The organism is Rossellomorea sp. SC111 (assembly GCF_024733565.1).
GTDB lineage: Bacteria > Bacillota > Bacilli > Bacillales > Bacillaceae_B > Rossellomorea.
Genome location: NZ_JANIOC010000024.1, coordinates 1 through 17,328 on the forward strand (window position 1 = coordinate 1; position 17,328 = coordinate 17,328).

Annotated in this window: 17 protein-coding genes; all 17 read right to left on the bottom strand. The window is 44.7% G+C overall.

What is annotated here, in order from left to right:
- Positions 1 to 410: 410 nt before the first annotated feature.
- The 17 genes from lysS to NQ095_RS21370 all read right to left on the bottom strand — a co-directional run bounded on the left by lysS (position 411) and on the right by NQ095_RS21370 (position 17,304).
- Positions 411 to 1,907, bottom strand: a complete 1,497-nt coding sequence (lysS, locus tag NQ095_RS21290; protein WP_258265377.1) for a lysine--tRNA ligase — start codon at positions 1,905 to 1,907, stop codon at positions 411 to 413.
- Between the two features lie 238 nt (positions 1,908 to 2,145).
- On the bottom strand, positions 2,146 to 2,370 hold the full coding sequence (locus tag NQ095_RS21295) for a helix-turn-helix domain-containing protein (protein ID WP_258265378.1): 225 nt from the start codon (positions 2,368 to 2,370) through the stop codon (positions 2,146 to 2,148).
- The gene (gene folK, locus NQ095_RS21300; protein ID WP_258265379.1) at positions 2,322 to 2,846 is read right to left on the bottom strand and encodes a 2-amino-4-hydroxy-6-hydroxymethyldihydropteridine diphosphokinase; all 525 of its coding nucleotides are present in this window, start codon (positions 2,844 to 2,846) and stop codon (positions 2,322 to 2,324) included. Before folK ends, NQ095_RS21295 begins: the two co-directional genes overlap by 49 nt.
- Before the next feature lies 1 nt (position 2,847).
- Entirely contained in the window at positions 2,848 to 3,207 is a 360-nt protein-coding gene (gene folB, locus NQ095_RS21305; RefSeq protein ID WP_258265380.1) for a dihydroneopterin aldolase, read from the bottom strand.
- Entirely contained in the window at positions 3,200 to 3,973 is a 774-nt protein-coding gene (folP, locus tag NQ095_RS21310) for a dihydropteroate synthase (RefSeq protein ID WP_258265410.1), read from the bottom strand. The genes folB and folP overlap by 8 nt, the downstream gene beginning before the upstream one ends.
- A gap of 61 nt (positions 3,974 to 4,034) precedes the next feature.
- Positions 4,035 to 4,895: an aminodeoxychorismate lyase gene (pabC, locus tag NQ095_RS21315; protein ID WP_258265381.1), complete on the bottom strand. Its 861-nt coding sequence runs from the start codon at positions 4,893 to 4,895 to the stop codon at positions 4,035 to 4,037.
- A gap of 3 nt (positions 4,896 to 4,898) precedes the next feature.
- Positions 4,899 to 5,483, bottom strand: coding sequence for an aminodeoxychorismate/anthranilate synthase component II (gene pabA / locus NQ095_RS21320; protein ID WP_258265382.1), 585 nt, complete (start codon positions 5,481 to 5,483; stop codon positions 4,899 to 4,901).
- The gene (gene pabB, locus NQ095_RS21325; RefSeq protein WP_258265383.1) at positions 5,480 to 6,883 is read right to left on the bottom strand and encodes an aminodeoxychorismate synthase, component I; all 1,404 of its coding nucleotides are present in this window, start codon (positions 6,881 to 6,883) and stop codon (positions 5,480 to 5,482) included. The genes pabA and pabB overlap by 4 nt, the downstream gene beginning before the upstream one ends.
- Positions 6,884 to 7,039: 156 nt before the next feature.
- On the bottom strand, positions 7,040 to 7,969 hold the full coding sequence (cysK, locus tag NQ095_RS21330) for a cysteine synthase A (RefSeq protein ID WP_258265384.1): 930 nt from the start codon (positions 7,967 to 7,969) through the stop codon (positions 7,040 to 7,042).
- A 228-nt stretch (positions 7,970 to 8,197) separates the two neighbouring features.
- The gene (locus NQ095_RS21335) at positions 8,198 to 9,079 is read right to left on the bottom strand and encodes a peptidyl-prolyl cis-trans isomerase (RefSeq protein ID WP_258265385.1); all 882 of its coding nucleotides are present in this window, start codon (positions 9,077 to 9,079) and stop codon (positions 8,198 to 8,200) included.
- A 25-nt stretch (positions 9,080 to 9,104) separates the two neighbouring features.
- The gene (gene hslO, locus NQ095_RS21340; RefSeq protein ID WP_258265386.1) at positions 9,105 to 9,986 is read right to left on the bottom strand and encodes an Hsp33 family molecular chaperone HslO; all 882 of its coding nucleotides are present in this window, start codon (positions 9,984 to 9,986) and stop codon (positions 9,105 to 9,107) included.
- Positions 9,987 to 10,005: 19 nt separating this feature from the next.
- On the bottom strand, positions 10,006 to 10,773 hold the full coding sequence (locus NQ095_RS21345) for a type III pantothenate kinase (RefSeq protein ID WP_258265387.1): 768 nt from the start codon (positions 10,771 to 10,773) through the stop codon (positions 10,006 to 10,008).
- 725 nt (positions 10,774 to 11,498) lie between these two features.
- Positions 11,499 to 13,460, bottom strand: a complete 1,962-nt coding sequence (ftsH, locus tag NQ095_RS21350) for an ATP-dependent zinc metalloprotease FtsH (RefSeq protein WP_258265388.1) — start codon at positions 13,458 to 13,460, stop codon at positions 11,499 to 11,501.
- A gap of 103 nt (positions 13,461 to 13,563) precedes the next feature.
- Positions 13,564 to 14,112: a hypoxanthine phosphoribosyltransferase gene (gene hpt / locus NQ095_RS21355; protein WP_034762998.1), complete on the bottom strand. Its 549-nt coding sequence runs from the start codon at positions 14,110 to 14,112 to the stop codon at positions 13,564 to 13,566.
- Between the two features lie 3 nt (positions 14,113 to 14,115).
- On the bottom strand, positions 14,116 to 15,519 hold the full coding sequence (gene tilS, locus NQ095_RS21360) for a tRNA lysidine(34) synthetase TilS (RefSeq protein WP_258265389.1): 1,404 nt from the start codon (positions 15,517 to 15,519) through the stop codon (positions 14,116 to 14,118).
- A gap of 68 nt (positions 15,520 to 15,587) precedes the next feature.
- On the bottom strand, positions 15,588 to 16,595 hold the full coding sequence (locus NQ095_RS21365) for a serine/threonine-protein kinase (protein ID WP_258265411.1): 1,008 nt from the start codon (positions 16,593 to 16,595) through the stop codon (positions 15,588 to 15,590).
- Positions 16,564 to 17,304, bottom strand: coding sequence for a VWA domain-containing protein (locus NQ095_RS21370; protein WP_098438542.1), 741 nt, complete (start codon positions 17,302 to 17,304; stop codon positions 16,564 to 16,566). Before NQ095_RS21370 ends, NQ095_RS21365 begins: the two co-directional genes overlap by 32 nt.
- Positions 17,305 to 17,328: the final 24 nt, after the last annotated feature.

The window sequence follows — 17,328 nt, forward strand, 5'->3', positions numbered from 1 at the left end:
GCTCTTTAAAAATAAATCTAGAATTAACGTTGACGTATTGTCTTGTTTTGTTCAGTTTTCAAGGTTCAATGTGTAAGTGCTTCGTTTGAAGCGACCCTTTAAATATTACATTATCGACTCTTTTAAGTCAATAACTTTTTTTAAAAAGTTTTTCATGTTGTGTGTCGCGTTTTGCGGCAACAGATAATACTATACCACCATAAAAACCTTGGCGCAATAGTTTTTATGATTCTTTTTTAACTTCTATATAATATCAGTCTAATGACATTGTTTCTTTTCATTTTTACGTAAAATAAAGAGCTCCTTTAGTCCCGTTTGATTGTTTGTACCAAATTATTATCTACCATCCTCTTCGATACGATTCAAAAAAAACAGCCAAGGCTGAGCCTTGGCTGTTCCTACATATCTTATTAGTCACGGTGACGCATTAATGGGAATAACAGTACGTCCCGGATGGATGGGGAATTGGTTAACAGCATAACAAGTCTGTCGATGCCGATTCCAAGGCCACCAGTTGGCGGCATTCCGTATTCAAGAGCCTCGATGAAATCATTGTCCATCATGTGGGCTTCGTCGTTTCCTTCTTCTCTTTCTTTTAATTGTGCCTCAAAGCGTTCTCTTTGATCGATCGGATCGTTAAGCTCCGTGAAGGCATTGGCATGTTCACGGCCAACGATGAATAGTTCAAAGCGATCCGTGAAGCGCGGGTCTTCATCATTCTTCTTCGCAAGTGGAGAGATTTCAACAGGATGACCATAGATGAAGGTAGGCTGAATCAGCTTATCTTCCACCTTTTGTTCGAAGAATTCATTGACGACATGACCATATTGCATATTGTCTTTGATTTCGATGCCGTGTTCTTTTGCAAGGGCACGGGCATCTTCATCGGACATTTCCTGCCAGAAGTCAACACCCGTATGCTCTTTAACGGCGTCTACCATATGAAGGCGAGTCCATTCCGGCTCAAGATTGATTTCATTATCAGCGTATTGAACCGTAGTAGATCCGAATACTTCTTTCGCAATATGGGCAACAAGATTTTCAGTCAAAGCCATGATATCACGGTAATCTGCATACGCTTCGTAAAGCTCGATCATCGTGAACTCAGGGTTATGTCTTGTTGAAACTCCTTCGTTACGGAAGACACGTCCAATTTCGTATACTTTTTCTAACCCACCGACGATCAGGCGTTTTAGATGAAGCTCGATGGCGATACGCATATAAAGCGGCATATCAAGAGCGTTATGATGTGTGTTGAACGGACGGGCAGAAGCCCCACCTGCGATTGCGTGCATCATTGGTGTCTCTACTTCCAAGTAACCGTTGTTATCCAGGTATCTTCTCATAGATTGAATGATGCGGCTTCTGGCGATGAACGTTTCTTTGCTTTCCTGGCTTGTAATCAGGTCCAGATAACGCTGACGGTAACGTTGTTCAACATCTTTTAAACCGTGGAATTTTTCAGGAAGCGGGCGAAGTGCTTTCGTCAGCAGGTGGAATTCTTTCGCTTTAACAGAAAGTTCCCCTACCTTTGTTTTGAATACAGTACCCGTGATCCCTACGATATCACCAAGATCTGCTGTATTGAAAACCTCATAAGCTTCGTCACCGATGGCATCTTTACGAACATAGATTTGAACTTGTCCAGCCAGATCCTGAAGATGGGCAAATCCCGCTTTTCCTTTTCCACGCTTCGTCATGATACGGCCTGCAATCGTGACGGTGATATCTTTCTCTTCCAGTTCCTCTTTAGAAAACTCATCGAATTGAGATTTGATATCCGATGAACTGTGTGTACGATCATATCGTTTACCGAATGGATCCTGTCCTTTTTCACGGATGGCTTCCATCTTTTCGCGTCTGACGCGAAGCTGGTCATTAATTTCTTCGTGACTCATGTGTTTCACTCCTATTCTATCTGCTTGCTTTAGTAGACTAATACGGTTATATACCATACTATTTTACACAATATCTATGTTTGTAACACCCCTAAAGTACGAGTAATTTCAGAAACGTACGTCGAGAAGCACGAAAACCTATTGAGAAATCTAAAAAAGGCCGATCCAATTGGGTGACTGTGTCACATATTGGTTTCAGCCTTATCTAGAATAACATAAAAAGGAATACAGGTGAATCAAGCGGCATTTACTCACTACGGTCGGATTCTTCTTGAGGGATGAGATCGTTCAGGGGGATGTTCAGTACTTCTGAAACGTTCACCAAGAAATCCTCTTTCGGTATCCGACTCCCTCTTTCCACTTCTCCAAGGACCGACACGGAGATGGAAAGCTCCTTGGCCAAACTTTCCTGAGTAAATCCTTTTAGCTTTCTGAATGCACGAATGCGTCTTCCCCATTTATCTGTTTCCATAACCGAACTCCTTCTTTGTCAGGTATTTCGTCCAGAAATTCAGCGAACGGGGCATTAAAAGAAGGATGCTCAATCCGCGGAGCCACCTCTAATAACGGGATTAATACAAATGCTCTTTCTTGCATCCTTGGGTGAGGGATGAGTAGATTCTCTGTTTCGATCGTAGCGCGATTAAAGAGTAGGATGTCCAGGTCTATTATTCTCGGACCCCATTTGAACTCCCTTTCCCTTCCAAGGTCGACTTCCACCTGCAAGCACTGATGTAATAGAGTTTCTGGACTTAAACTGGTACGAATTTCGATGACCATGTTCAAAAATTCATCTTGTTCTGTAAATCCTACCGGGTCTGTTTCATACAGAGAGGATTGTTTCGTTACCTCTATCTTACCATGACTGCCTAAGATGTTTATGGCTTTTTCTAAATAACCCGCCCTGTCTCCCATATTGGAACCAAGTGAAATATATGCAGTATTCATCCTATCGACTCCTATTAATCTCCACCGCCACCGATTGGTAATGACCTGGAATGGGTGGATCAGGCTTGATTAGTGTGATTTTACAGCTCTTGACAGCGTTGAATGTTTCCAGGATCCGGGAAGAGATGTCTTCAGCCACAGCTTCGACCAAATTCCTGGGCTCACCTTCCACAACACTTTTAGTGATGGAATAGATCTCCGCATAGTTTACGGAGTCTTCAAGCTGATCGCTTTGACCGGACTTCCTTAAATCTAAATGCAACTCTGCACTAACACGAAAACGTTGTCCAAGTTTGTTCTCTTCCTCGAATACACCGTGATAGCCGTAAAACTCCATCTCATTCAAAAGAATCTTATCCATACCTTTTCTCCTTTCCAACGAGAACATCCATCATTTTTGCCATACATGCCATTTCCTTTACATCATGAACACGTACGATGTGACAGCCTTTTTGAATACCGTAGCAAACTGTAGCCCCCGTCCCTTCCATTCTTTCCTCGACAGGGAGGTCAAGGACATGTCCGATGATGGATTTCCGTGACGTTCCGAGCAGAACCGGATAGCCAAGTGAGACGATGACATCCAGATGCCTCATCATTTCTATGTTCAATTGTACTGTTTTGGCAAAACCAATGCCAGGATCGAGGATGATTTGTTCATCTTTTACACCCGACCCCTTAGCGATGAAGATGCTCTCCTGCAAATCTTGAATCGCATCCCGTACGAAGTGGCTGTATTCCCGATTTTCCCGGTTATGCATGAGAATGATCGGGGCACCGGTATCCGCCGCTACTCGCGCCATTTCAGGATCCTTTTTCGCACCCCATACATCATTAATCATACTCGCCCCTGCTTCAAGCGCTTTTCTTGCCGTGGCAGCCTTATACGTGTCAATGGAGATTGGCACGTTCACTTCACGGGAGATTGCTTCTATAATCGGCACAACCCGTGAAATCTCTTCTTCCGCAGATACGGTCTCGTGGCCAGGCCGGGTCGACTCACCACCAATATCAATGATGTCTGCACCCATTTCCACCATTTCTTTCGCACGTTCCACAGCCCGGTCTAATTCATTGAAAGACCCGCCGTCCGAGAACGAATCAGGAGTGATGTTTAGTATCCCCATAATAAGGGTCTTCTGTATAAAATCCAGTTCGTATTTTCCGCACTTCACTGCGTCATCCCCCTCACTTCATTTCCTGTATTGAATTCAAGTGATATTTATATTTAGTGTACTGCTCATGAAAGAGTCCAACAATCTTTCCATGCCGCCCTGGTAACTGTATGGAACCCATTTTGTTTACCGGTATGATTTCTTGAACGGAATTCGTGAAAAACACTTCATCCGCTGCAAGCATTTCCGTTTTTTCAAACATCCCGACTTGTACTGGTATATTCAACCGATCGGCAAGAGCCAGGATGAACTGCCTGGTGATTCCGTTTAACAGTCCGGTTTCCACCGAAGGCGTATATAATTCTCCGTCCTTTACCCAGAAGAGGTTGGAAGTGATTCCTTCACAGAGGAACCCTTCTTTTGTCAGAAAAATACCTTCTTGATCTGACGAGGCTCCGATTTCCCTTTTTGCCGCCATATTATTCAGGTAATGATGGGATTTGAGACGTTCTCCCGTTTCCGGAGTGTTTCTTCCAAGCTGTAAGAGTACACCTTCTTTTTCCTTTAAAGGGGGGGAAGGCGGTAATTCCTTTTGAAAAAGTATGACGGTTGCATCCTCATAAGGAGCTGTCTTCAAACCGATTTCTTCAGGCCCACCTGACACATTGAACCGGCAATACGCATCTTTAAGGTCATTTTTCTTTAACAGCTCCGAGATGGTCCACCTGATTTTTTCCTCATCCAGGTGGGCTTCAATATTCAATTCCTTTAGCCCCCGGGAAAGTCTGTTCAGATGATCGTTTAACAAAAATGGATGGCCGTCATAGGTGCGAAAGGTTTCAAACACTCCCATGCCGTACAAGTAGCCGTGATCAAATGGAGAAATGGAAGCTACTGACTGGTGAACGATATCCCCGTTTAGATATAGATACATGGGTCAGGCCATCCCGACTTTTTTATACGCGTTCAGAAAGTTAAGGAGCAGCCGCTTCCCCTGCTCCGTCATGATGGATTCAGGGTGGAACTGTACTCCCTCCACTGGAAGGTATTTATGTCTGATCGCCATGATTTCTCCCTGCGCCGTTTCGGCAGAAATGTCGAAGCAATCAGGAAGGGTCTCCCGATTAACGATCAGGGAATGATACCTCGTTGCATTGAAAGGTTTCGGCATCCCTTCAAATACGGTTTTCCCATCATGGATCATCGGGGAGACCTTTCCGTGCATAAGCCGTTCGGCACGAATGACATCTCCCCCGAAAACCTGGGCGATGGACTGATGCCCGAGACAAACGCCGAAGATCGGAATCTTCCCGGCAAATGTCCGGATCGCTTCCAGGCTGATACCCGCTTCATTAGGGCTGCACGGACCCGGAGAAATCATCAAATAATCCGGGGACATAGCTTCAATTTCATCGAGGGTGATCTCATCGTTCCGCTTCACGATCAGTTCCTCCCCAAGCTCTCCTAAGAATTGCACAAGATTATAGGTGAATGAATCGTAGTTATCAATCATGAGAATCATAGACTTTCTCCTTCCGCCATTGCCTTCGCGACCCAAAGGGCTTTCGCTTTCTTAAGAGATTCCTTGTATTCGTACGCTGGATTTGAATCAATCACCACTCCCGCTCCTGCTTGGATGTGCCCTTTTCCTTCTTTTACAAGCATCGTCCGTATGACGATGTTCAATTCCATATCGCCATTGACCCCGATCCAGCCAATGGAGCCTGTGTAAATACCCCGCCTGACCGGTTCAAGCTCTTCGATGATTTCCATCGTCCTCACTTTAGGAGCACCTGTGATCGTTCCCCCGGGAAAAACAGATCGAATGACATCCGCCCCCGTTTTGGTTTCATCCAGTTTCCCCCTGACATTGGATACGATGTGCATGACGTGGGAATATTTTTCGATAACCATGAACTCGTTGACTTCGACTGTCCCGTATTGGCATACCTTCCCCAGGTCATTCCGCTCCAAATCCACAAGCATCACATGCTCGGCTCTTTCTTTTTCATTATGGATCAGTTCCAGGGCAAGTCTTTCATCCTCTTCTGCATTCTCACCACGGGAACGGGTACCTGCGATCGGCCTGGTGCTTACTTCCGTTCCTTTTTTCTTCACTAGTAGCTCAGGTGACCCGGAAACAATCTGGAATTCCGGGCTATGGATATAACTCATATAGGGGGAGGGATTTAATTCCCGAAGCTTTTTATAAACCGCATATGGCTCTGTTCTCAACTGTTGAGACTGCCGGACAGATAAATTCACCTGAAAGACATCCCCCTGCGAGATATAAGATTGAATTCTTTTCACTGCCTCTGAAAACTCTTCCTTATCCATCGACACTTCAATATCCGCCCTGTCTTGAGGCAGAGGTTTTCTCTTCGTATCATTCATGAAGGAGAAGGCACCCGTCCAGGAGGATGTCCAACGTGAAAGCTCCCCCTTTGCCGATTCCGTCTCTTGATCGGATAAAATCATCGTCCATAAACAGTTCTCCTGATGATCGAAAACCGCCCACTCTTTCAGATAGTAAAAATAAAGGTCGGGAATCTCCAGATCATCACGCCCCAGAGAAGGAAGTTTCTCGATCTTTCTTGCATAGTCATAACTAAGAAAACCGATCACTCCCCCCTGGAAGTCAGGGAGATCCTCTTTCCTTTCCGTTCGATGGGGGGCCATCCATTTTTCCAACTCAATCAACGGATCTCCATGAATCACTTCAGTTCCAGATGAGTCTTGAATACTCAAGCCCTCCGGAATACTTTGTAAAATGACGTCAGGTCGCAGACCAGCCACACTATATCGTCCACCTCTTCCACTTTCCAACAAAATATGATGTGTTTGATGCTGACTAAGCTGTTCGTATGCTGCGAAGAATTGTTCTTTGGTTGTATGGTTTTTATGAAAATACAGGTGCTGCACGGACCCCTCACACTCCTAATGTTTATCTCCTTTCATGATACATGAACTTCGGGAAGGTTTCATCGTTAAAAAATTCAAATTATGTGCAGGCGGAGCGATTTTGGCATAAAAAAAGATCCCGAAGCAGCGTGCACTTCAGGATCCTCCATTTACATTCTATTCTTCATCAAATTGGTAAAGAGGGGTGCTTAAATAGCGTTCTCCGTTACTAGGGATGATGGCCAGCACTTTTTTGCCCTTCCCTAACTTCTTCGCTACTTCAAGAGCGGCGTAGATGGCTGCCCCTGAGGAAATTCCGCCAAGGATCCCTTCTTCTTTTGCCGCCCTTCTTGCAAAGTCAAATGCTGAATCCTTATCGACCTGTATGACGTGGTCATATACATCTGTATCTAAAATCTCAGGGATGAACCCGGCTCCGATTCCCTGGATTTTATGAGGACCCGGCTTTCCTCCTGATAAAACAGGGGAATCCGACGGCTCGACTGCGTATAATTCAACCGATGGATAATGCTTTTTCAACACTTCGCCAACGCCAGTAATCGTTCCGCCTGTGCCGATCCCTGCGATGAAGGCATCAAGCTGATCACCCATCTGTTCCACGATTTCCGGTCCGGTCGTTTCACGATGAACCTTAGGATTGGCTTCATTTTTGAATTGCTGAGGCATGAAGAAGCCTTTTTCTTTCGACAACTCTTCCGCTTTGCGAATGGCGCCATTCATTCCTTCAGAACCCGGTGTTAAAACCAATTCAGCACCATAGGCTCGTAACAGGTTGCGCCTTTCTGTACTCATTGTGTCAGGCATGACGAGCAAAGAACGGTATCCTTTAGCGGCAGCGACCATGGCAAGGCCGATACCCGTGTTGCCGCTTGTCGGCTCAACGATTGTATCTCCGGGTTTAATCGTACCTGCAGCTTCCCCTGCTTCAATCATTGCCAGGGCGATCCGGTCTTTCACGGAACTGCCAGGATTCATATACTCTAATTTCAAATAAACATCCGCACTGTTCTCATCCACTAATCGATTCAGTTTTACCACTGGAGTCTGACCTATTAATTCTGAAATTGAATTGGCTACTCTCACCATTCGTTCATCACTCCTAATTCCAAGTAAATTTGTTGGTTTTAATAAAATGTAACAATATTCAATATATTTGTCAATGATAATGCTTTTCGTTCCAGGGCACCGCTCCACGGCAGAAGCCGTGATCTCCCCCCTCACTCACCTACATTTATATGCAGCTTACACTTATCCTATGTTACGTTGAAAGGGATCGAAGTATGTAAAAGGAGCTGACCGAAGCCAGCTCCTTCCTTATTCCTGTTTGCCATAAAACCACTCGACGTTCACTTCATCCCAAAAGGATTCAGGCTTTAGAGGTGTTTCGACTTGTTCTAAAGCAATCTGTCTGCGAATTTGTGATTTTACTTCCTTAAACGAATAGTCTCTCTCCTTCAGGATACCGTCTACGTAATAAATCACATATTCTGAATCCTGATGAATCGGTGATGTCCATTCACCCTGTGATAACGGTTCTACTTCCGACTTCGCTTCCGGAGAAAGAATATCCCCATCAATGGGGACATACCCAATGTCCCCTCCTAAATGTGCGCTTTGTTCATCGGTAGACCGTTCCATGGCCAATGCTTCAAAGTCAGATCCGCCATCGAGTTCCTTCAGAACCTGCTCCGCTTCTGTTTGATCTGCTACCTTCAGCTGCTTCAGCTTATACATTTTAGGGATTGAATACTGGTCCTCATTCTGAGTATAGAATTTTTTCATCTCTTTTTCAGGAACCTGGACATCCTTCGTGATGAGCTCCTCTAATAATAATTCAGATTTGATCTGCTCTTTCAGCATATCTTCATCTTCAAGGTTTTCTTCATCATAGGCATTATAAACGGATTGAATAAGATAATATTCCTGTTCTACTTCTTTATTTGAAACAGAAATATCGTATTTCTCCGCTAAATGATCGATCACTTTTTGATTGACCATAGCCCTCAGCTCTTCTTTTCCATATTGCTGCTCCAGTGCATATAACCAATCCTCCCGGGACACGGATTCTCCGCCAACCGATGCCACTACTTCCGGAGTACCGACTTCCCCTGAGGACCAGTTCCACACAAGCGTGATCAGATTCGTGACAAGCAATACCCCGATGACCACCATGAGTACAGACCGTTTAATTCTCATTTCTCCCATTCTCCCTGGATGTAATTTATTCCTTGGCGCTTGATTTCAGTTCTTCTAATTCTTCTTTAGAAAAAATATAGGTTTCATTACAGAAGTGGCAGCTTGCTTCCGCACTTCCATCTTCATCGATCATCTCTTGAATTTCCTGTTCCCCTAAGCTGATGATCGCATTAGAGAAGCGCTCCTTGTTACATTGGCACTTAAACGCCACCGGAAGTGTTTCAAGCACTTTGACTTCCCCTTCTCCAAGCACTTCTTCCAATACCTCTTCAGGTGTCAGGCCTTTTTCGATCAATTTAGAGATTGGAGGGATCTTCGCCAGACGCTCCTCAATCTTTGTGATCGTCTCATCCTCTGTACCCGGCATAAGCTGGAGGATGAATCCTCCTGCAGCAAGAATCGAGTTGTCTGGATTGACCAACACTCCGACCCCTACAGAGGAAGGCACTTGTTCTGACGTGACGAAATAATAGGTGAAATCTTCCCCAAGTTCCCCTGAAACAATGGGAACCTGACCTGAGAAATGATCCCTCATACCGATATCTTTCACAATCGATAACGTACCTTCCGTCCCGACCGCACGACGGACATCCAGCTTTCCGTGCTCATTCAAATCAAAGTGGACATGGGGATTGGTCACGTATCCTCTGACCTCCCCTTTTGCATTGCTGTCCACAAGGATGGCTCCGATCGGACCGCCGCCTTCTACTTTGATCGTCAATTTATTTTCACCTTTAAGCATGGCCCCCATCATCACACCGGCACTAATGCTTCGACCAAGTGCTGCAGATGCAGTCGGCCATGTACCATGTCTTCTTTGTGCTTCCCCTACTGTATCCGTGCTTTTGACAGCATACGCACGTACTTGCCCGTCATAAGCTAACGCCTTTACTAAATAATCACTCATGGTTGCAGCCCCCTTCACTTTAATTCATATTTCTCTTGTAGATTAATTTTAGCCCTTTTAACGTCAGGAATGGATCTACTACGTCAATGCTATTGGATTCTTTCGCAATCAGCGTGGCTAATCCTCCCGTAGCAATGACCGTTGGCTCTTTCTTACTTTGTGCTTTCATTCTTTGAACAATACCTTCGACTTGTCCAACATATCCATAAAGAATACCTGCCTGCATAGCTGTTACGGTATTCTTTCCGATGATCTGTTCTGGACGAGCGATTTCAATCCTTGGCAGTTTGGCAGCCTTCGAGTACAGGGCCTCCGTTGATATTCCTATTCCCGGGGCGATCGCACCACCCATATATTGTCGTTCTTCATTGATATAGCAATACGTCGTCGCTGTACCGAAGTCAACGATGATGAGCGGGCCGCCGTATTCATGAATGCCAGCGACTGCATTGACGATTCGATCCGCTCCGACTTCCCTTGGGTTTTCATACATAATATTTAAACCAGTCTTGATCCCAGGACCGACAACCAGTGGAGTAATATGAAAATACTTCTCACACATGCGTTCCAAACTGAACATAATTGGAGGGACAACGGAAGAAATGATGATGCCGTCAATTTCTTCAAACGTTAAATTCACATGCTCAAACAGATTCTTTACAAGCATGCCAAACTCATCTTCGGTTTTATGTCGATTCGTTTCAGCTCTCCAATGATATTTTAAATGGTCATTTTCATATACACCAAATACAATATTGGTATTCCCTACATCCATTACAAAAATCAATATCCTCACCTACTAAGCCAATTGTTTTCACACTGCCAACATCATACCATAATTTATTTAGAATAGGTACAAAAGCGGAACCGGCTTGGTCAGGCCCGACAAGCATAAGGCGATTACACCGGAAAGGCGTCCTTTGCCTTTTTGGTGTAATTGACTTATGACCTCGAGGGACTAGCCGGTGGAGCTAGATGGGTATAAAAGCGCAAGGGCTTTGCACAGAAGCGACAAGCATAAGGCGACTTCACCGGAAAGGCGTTTTTTGCCTTTTTGGTGAAGTTGACTTATGACCTCGAGGGGCTAGCCGGTGGAGCTGGATGGTATAAGAGCGCAACCAGCTTGGTTAGGTCCATTTGTTTTGCATAATTCCCAAAAAATTCATTTACCATAAGTGGCAGCGCGAAAACTTTGACCGTTCCTTTCCGCTCCAGGCACTTGCTTTCCACGGGGAGGAAATCGAGCCTCCTCGGGCTTCGCCCTGCGGGGTCTCGACCTTTCCTCTTTTTCCCGCTGGAGTCAAGTGCCTTCCGCTACAATCCACTCTTTGCTCCTACATTTATGACTTCCTAATAATTGAAAAACAAAAGAAGCCCCCTTTTCTAGATATGGTAGGCGTTTATTCTCAAATATCATTTCGTTGTTAATGTTTAACGTTATTAAGCATCGATTCAGCTTATCTCATTTATAATCAAAAAAAGGATGCACCCAAATGGATGCATCCTTCACTATCATGTGCGATCAGTATTAGAGTCGTCTTCTTTTGAAGTCGTGTCTTCTACAATCGCAGTGTCTTCATTTTTCTTCTGGATGTTCACCTTCACGTCACTGTTTTCCTGATCGGATTCATATGTGCGTTCAGGCAATTTGCCGTGATCCATTAGAGATTTGATTTGCGCTGCGTCTAAAGTTTCTATATCTAATAAAGTTTTGGCAATGAGTTCAAGCTTGTCACGATTTTCAGTAAGAATTCGCTTCGCTCTCTCATAGCTTTCTTTGATGAGACGCTGCATTTCTAAGTCAATTTCATACGCGATGGCATCTGAATAGTTTTGTTCACTATTGATGTCACGTCCAAGGAATACTTGACCACCTTGGGATTGACCGAACTGAAGTGGTCCGAGCTTATCACTCATACCATATTCAGTGACCATTTTACGGGCGATTCCAGTTGCACGTTGGAAGTCATTGTGTGCACCGGTGGATACATCTCCGAAGATGATTTCCTCTGCCACACGACCACCGAGTAATCCGGTAATCTTATCAAGAAGCTCAGGCTTCGTCATGAAGTAACGATCTTCTTTAGGAAGCATGACAGCATAGCCGCCAGCCTGCCCACGAGGAACGATGGTTACCTTATGTACCATGTCAGCTTCATCAAGGACTAATCCGATCACGGTGTGACCCGCTTCGTGGAATGCCACGATTTTACGTTCTTTTTCAGATATGACTTTGCTCTTCTTGGCAGGACCTGCAATGACACGGTCCGTTGCTTCGTCGATATCGCGCATATCAATTTTCTTCTTATCTTCACGAGCCGCCACAAGTGCCGCTTCGTTCAGAAGGTTTTCCAAATCGGCTCCTGAGAAGCCTGGTGTTCTCATTGCAATCGCTTTTAGATCGACAGATTCATCAAGCGGTTTATTATGAGAATGTACTTTAAGAACAGCTTCACGGCCTTTTAAGTCTGGACGATCTACTGTAATTTGACGGTCAAAACGTCCTGGGCGCAATAATGCCGGATCCAGAATGTCAGGTCGGTTTGTTGCAGCGACGATGATGATACCTTCGTTCGCTCCGAAACCGTCCATTTCAACAAGTAACTGGTTAAGGGTTTGTTCACGCTCATCGTGACCTCCACCCAAGCCTGCTCCACGTTGACGACCGACTGCATCGATCTCATCAATGAAGATGATACATGGTGCATTCTTCTTCGCGTTTTCAAATAAGTCACGTACACGAGATGCACCCACACCGACAAACATTTCAACGAAGTCGGAACCACTGATTGAGAAGAAAGGAACTCCCGCTTCTCCAGCTACCGCTCGTGCAAGTAGGGTTTTACCTGTACCAGGAGGTCCCACTAGAAGGACACCCTTCGGAATGCGGGCACCCACTTCAGAGAACTTGCGTGGATCCTTTAAGAATTCCACTACCTCCACAAGTTCTTGTTTCTCTTCATCCGCTCCCGCTACATCTTTAAAGCGGACTTTCTTCTTCTCTTCACTGTAAAGTTTTGCCTTACTCTTACCGAAGTTCATGACACGGCTTCCGCCGCCTTGAGCTTGGTTAAGTAAGAAGAAGAACAGAATGAAGATGATGACAAACGGGATGATGGTTGTGAAGAAAGATACCCAGCCGCTTGTTTCCTTGGCCTGTAATACTTCCACATCGATGCCTTGCTCCGATGCCGCAGTATTGATCTTATCCATCAGCTTTCCATCTGTGGTAAGGACATAGGTCAAGAAGTACTCTCCTTCTTTAGCCCCTTCCATTTGTCCTTTTACTTCATACACACCTCTGCCAGGCTGAATTGAAAAAGAAGAAACATCTCCGTCTTCAAGGTTATTAATAAATGTACTGTACTCGATATTTTTGGTTGGCTCGTTGTTGTTACTGAAATAACTCACCACACCTATAATCACTAAAAAGACTAGTAAATAGAATATGGTGTTTCGAAAGATCCGGTTCATCCCTTACCTCCTCCCACGGGTAAACAAACTAAGTAAAATAGTATCATAGAAAATCATGGCATTACAACAAATTGCACTTACAAGATTCCTCTTTAGAATATACTTATTCTCCAGTTGTATACACTCTTGGTTTTAAAACACCGATATACGGCAGATTACGATATCTTTCAGCGTAATCAAGACCATATCCGACCACGAACTCGTCAGGGACAATAAAGCCGACGTAGTCCGCTTTGATATCTGCTTTACGACCGGTTGGTTTGTCAAGCAGAGTCACAATGCTGATTGATTTTGCCTTACGATAGCGGAAAAGCTCCACCAGATAGCTTAATGTCAATCCGCTGTCGATGATATCTTCAATGATGAGGATATCCCGGCCTTCCACCTTTGTATCTAAATCTTTCACAATCTTTACTTCTCCTGAAGAGACAGTAGAGTTCCCGTAGCTGGATACATCCATGAAATCCATTTCCATATGAGTATCCATGCGCTTGCAAAGGTCAGCCATGAAGGGCATCGCGCCTTTTAAAACGCCAATTGCCAAAGGAAAACGATCTTGATATTCCTCTGTTAATTGTGCACCTAATGCTTTAATCTTTTCTTGAAGTTCTTCTTCTGAAATTAACACTTTCTCAATATCTTGGTTTAACAATGTTCAACTGCCTCCTAGAAGATGATTGCTTGTAAATTGTAGTACTAAACTATTTTCCTGCTCTTCTCCCAAATCGTAAATAGACTTCTTCATTCCCGGAACCCAGAGGATATGTTGTTCAGCGTCTACTACAACCGGCCACTCCTCACGAAGGTGCGCGGGAAGTTTATGATCGATAAAGAGGGTTTTCAGCTTCTTGGAGCCTGCCATCCCCTTCACTTTCATTCTGTCCTTACTCCTTCTCGTTCGCACGTAAAGAGGGAGGGATACAGCGCTTGGATCAAGATAGATCACATCACTGGCTTCATCCGGGGTGTGCGGGGAAGAATAGAGATGAAACTGATATTCACCTTGAATGTCCAGCCCCTTATCAACCTGGAGCTCATAACAATATGGAACCCCGGTTAAGGCTAATTCTCCAAAGTGAAAATAGCATGTATGATACGCACGTGTTACCTTAAGCCCCTTTGGTAAGTCTATGCTGGCATTCGGCGCTTTTCCTTTTAAAATACCCAATACATCGTAAATATGTATAGACGATAAGGAAGATGGTCTTACTTTGTAAAGATAGTTTAATATTAGATTAATCCCTCTTCTTTGTAAAGGCTGAGCCATTGCAAGAAAACCATCGATATGTATTGAGGAGAAATCCCCGGTGTTATTCCATACCTTATTCAACTTTTCTTCTGTTAATTCCTCTAAATATGCCTCATCTTCTGCTATTTCTTCACTAAATCGTTGGAATTGCAGATGGACATGAGGGTTTTCCTGTTTTAAGAATGGAAGGACTCTCTTTCTAAACCGATTCCTTGTATAAACTTCCTTCTGGTTACTGGGATCCCTTCTCGGTTCTAGATCATGTCTATCACAATAATCCTCGATCTCCATTTTAGTCACAGAGAGGAACGGCCGGATAATGTCACCGTCAGCAAATGATCGTTTCAGGGGAATGCCGGCTCTACTCGCCCCCGATGCCCCTCTTGTCAATTTCATCAGGATCGTCTCCACTTGATCATCCCCGTGATGACCCAGGGCCAGTTTGGTGGCTGACAGCTCTCCCATGACCTCCTCCAGAAACCCATAGCGGATCTTTCGGGCCATATCCTGCATGCTTCCATTTGTGGCTTCGATTTCCCTCGAAACATTCAGCTGTTTTCCGTAGAAGGGGATATTCCGCCCGTGACAGAAATCCTGGACGAACTGTAGCTCCTGGAAGGATTCCTCCCCCCTGAACATATGATCCAGATGGGCTGCGGCCACTTCTACTCCTAACCCTCTTTTGTTCAAGTCAAGAAAATGCAGCAGCGCCAGGGAATCAGGTCCGCCCGATACTGCTACCAGAATGCGGTCGCCCTTTTGAATGAGCTGGTGATCTTGAATAAATCGTTTTGTCGTATGCTCTAACATTGTGCTTCCTCTTCCTACAACCATTTTCCCCATTGTATCAATTTCTACTGGTTTCTCACACCGATATGCTACAACAATTCTCCATAAATATACAAAACGTATAGGAGTGAGACAATGATCACAACAAGTACCGTCTCCAGAAAGTGACTTGAATTTTTATTCCGCTGGTTCTGGTATCTGCTTGGATGGGGGGAAGCTGTTCTTACAGTAGCACTTTGCTGAACAGATCGTTGGGCCTTCGGTTTCGGTTTCGGCTGCTGCACCGGTTGGGCATGCGAGAGTCCATGTAAAAGACTCTCTCTCATTTCGCTGGCGGTTTGAAATTTGCCATCGAGGGCACCCTGGATCGTCCCTGCGAATTTTTTCAGCTGGTCCTTCGAATCCACAGCCTGCCTCAGTTGTTTTATATTCCCTTCCCCGGTCTTAGTGAAACGCGTTGGATAGGCCAAATTGATAAGGATCATCCCTACTGAGAAAAGATCATAGGAGGATTCAGCCCTCCTGGATCCCCCAATCCAATACCCTCTATCAAAAAACTCCGTGAACTCCTTGATCGCCCGGCCGTTAATGGTGGTTCCCCCAACATCAATACAGCGAATCCTGTAAGGAGGACCTGTCACAATTAAGTTTTCAGGTTTTAAATCCCCAAAAACCCATCCTTCCTTATGAATCCGCTCCAAGTCTGTCAGGAGCTGAGCAACGAGGACACCTGTCCAGGAGAATCCCTTCGATTGAACAAATGACAGCAGATCGGTTCCCTGTATATATTCCATCACGTAGAAATGGATTTTTTGACCCCTTACCTCCCAATCGTCCACATCAAGAAGCTTTGGCCCAAGGGGAGAACCTTGGACCTTTGAGAAAGCTTTTAATACATTGACTTCAGAAGTAATCGACACATTGCTGTCACTCATTTTTAACGCCTGGTAACCTGAGGACCCTTGCACAAGATATACAATCCCGTTCGCCCCGTATCCCAATTCTTTTACAATCGTATAGATATGTTTATACCACTTACCTCTTATAACTGTTCCAGGATTGAAACTAAATGGTTTCTTCGAAGTATTGTTCATCATCGCCACGAGAGAGCAATCCCCTTAACGAACGTTTTTTCTTAAAGTGTGTGATGGCTTCTGAGATCGCCGGTCCGGTTGGAGTGATTCCGCCTGGAGACAATTTAGAGAAAATACTCGTCAGTGTTTCGAGTCTTGGTGTCCAATCCAGCAATTTTTCGACATCTTGTCGTTTCCCGGGAAATACAAATACAGAAAACTTGTTATCACCCATCCGTGCATTTAGGCTTAATGATAGATCCAGCAAGGCTTCTTTGACCGTCGGGAGCTTATGTTTCATACTTGCAGATGTATCGACAAGAATCAACACTTCCATATCGACGGATTCACCCAGTTCATCCACTACTTCCATAACCTCTCCACGCTGTTCGGGAGGAAGCTCTTCCATAGAGGCAGATTTCCCGAGAATTTGTTTCAACTCTTTATTTACAACTCCCTGCAAGGTCTGGGTCATGGCTTTACGCGTGACCATCTGTACCGTTTGAGAAAGCTGTTGTGCATATACAATCTGGCTCACCCCACCCCCCGATAGAGCAATCCCTTCAATTTCCTGCATTCCATTGTCATCTATGACATCATTGTCAATCACACCAATCACATTGACCGAGATTCCCTGCTCCTTGGCAAGGGCCGCCATCGCAATTGGATCTTCTCCTTGATTCGAGCAACCATCCGTAATTAATAGAATTTGACGAAGTGTACCTGGCTTCATCAGACTCCCCTCCTCATTCTAAAG